The organism is Enterococcus casseliflavus NBRC 100478 (assembly GCF_001544095.1).
Classification (GTDB): domain Bacteria; phylum Bacillota; class Bacilli; order Lactobacillales; family Enterococcaceae; genus Enterococcus_D; species Enterococcus_D casseliflavus.
On sequence record NZ_BCPT01000042.1, the window covers coordinates 1 to 1,450 of the forward strand.

Here is a 1,450-nt window from a genome sequence, read left to right on the forward strand (position 1 = left end):
TTCTGGCTCAGATTTTTTTGTTATCTTACATTGATTAATTGATTGATCAAAAAGATTCTAATTCTCATGTTCTCGAATGATTTAAATCCGTAGGATACTCGTTTCATTGTCTTTATGTGGGTATTCTTCGCTTCTATTTTTCCATTGGAATAAGGATAGATCATTGCGTTGGTGATGCCTTCTTCATGGGTAAGAAGGTTTTGAAGCTTTTCTCGAAAGCCGTCATCTAACGTTTCGGGAAGTTCTGCCAATAAGGAGAAAAATAGGTTAGGGTCTTTGTCTCGAAAGGCTTCAACTAATTCATGAAAAAAGGGATACGCCTCCTTCAGGGGCGTAGAAAACTCAAGCAATCGATCAATCATCATTGCTTCAGTAAGAAATGGGTATTTTGGTGCTCGGAAACTTTTCCATGTTTTGTATTCATAATGGTTGATGTTTGCACGATTTTTTAGCAAAAAGCGCCAGTTCTTTTTCAGTTTTTCTGCCTGGCTTTTCTGTCCGACTTTACGCAGTTCATTCATTTCACGGATACGCAACTCATTGAACGCTTGATTCATGTGTTTGACAATATGAAACCGATCAATCACGACTTTCGCATTTGGCAGAACACGTTTGGTGAGCTGGAAGTAGGCGGCGTTCATGTCTGTCACCAAGAATTCTACTTCTTCTGGATTGGTACAACCTAAGAAATAGCTTGTTAATCGAGGTAATTTACGCGTAGGCAAAACATCTATTAATTTTCCTGTTTCGCCATCTGCACAAATAAAGCTCATTTTATCTTCTATAGAAGCATGCGAACGAAATTCATCAACCATCAATACTCTGGGGAGAATCTTCTTAGATTGCTTTGGTAAATAGCTTTTAAACTCTTTCAATGTACGAATAACGGTGGTCAAAGATACCTGACAGCTTTTCGCAATAAAAGATAAAGATACTTTTTCAGTCAGTAAAGAAGCAATTTTATATCTAACATGATTTGCGATTGAATGTCTGGGTTGGACAAAATAACTTTGAGCCGTCCAATGGGTTCGGCAGTTTTTACAGGTATAGCGCTGCTTTTTTAGGCGCATAACCAAAGGCATATGATTGTATTGTTCAAAACGGACAATCGTTTCCTTCTTCCCATTTTTCACTATAATTGCTTTCCCGTTTCCATCTACCACAGTAGAACCACAACTTCTACAAGCACGAGGAGTAGGCGAGAGAACAGCATCGACGACCAACGTCTTTTTCTTCTGAAGGGTCTCGTAAGAGAGCTCTGTAATCAACAAATCTTTCTCTATTATTCTCAGCATTTTTTTGATAGAATCATTCATATAGCATATCGTCCTCTCAGTTGTTTATTTTGTGGTGATTTAATCATACTAGAGAACGATATGTTTTTTAATACCTAAAATGAAAATGGGACTGAAGAATCAATTCTGATTCATCAGTCCCATAAATTATAGAG

General features: G+C 37.4%; 1 protein-coding gene. It reads right to left on the bottom strand.

The genetic code is table 11. From position 1 onward, the window contains the following. Positions 1 to 20 precede the first annotated feature (20 nt). Positions 21 to 1,316 carry an ISL3 family transposase gene (locus ECA1_RS16650; protein ID WP_060793125.1) on the bottom strand — a complete coding sequence of 432 codons (1,296 nt, stop codon included), beginning with the start codon at positions 1,314 to 1,316 and terminating at the stop codon, positions 21 to 23. Between the last annotated feature and the right edge of the window lie 134 nt (positions 1,317 to 1,450).

Excerpts from the sequence above, each read along its gene's own strand:
- ECA1_RS16650 (WP_060793125.1), bottom strand. The coding sequence starts at position 1,316 with ATGAATGATTCTATCAAAAAAATGCTGAGAATAATAGAGAAAGATTTG.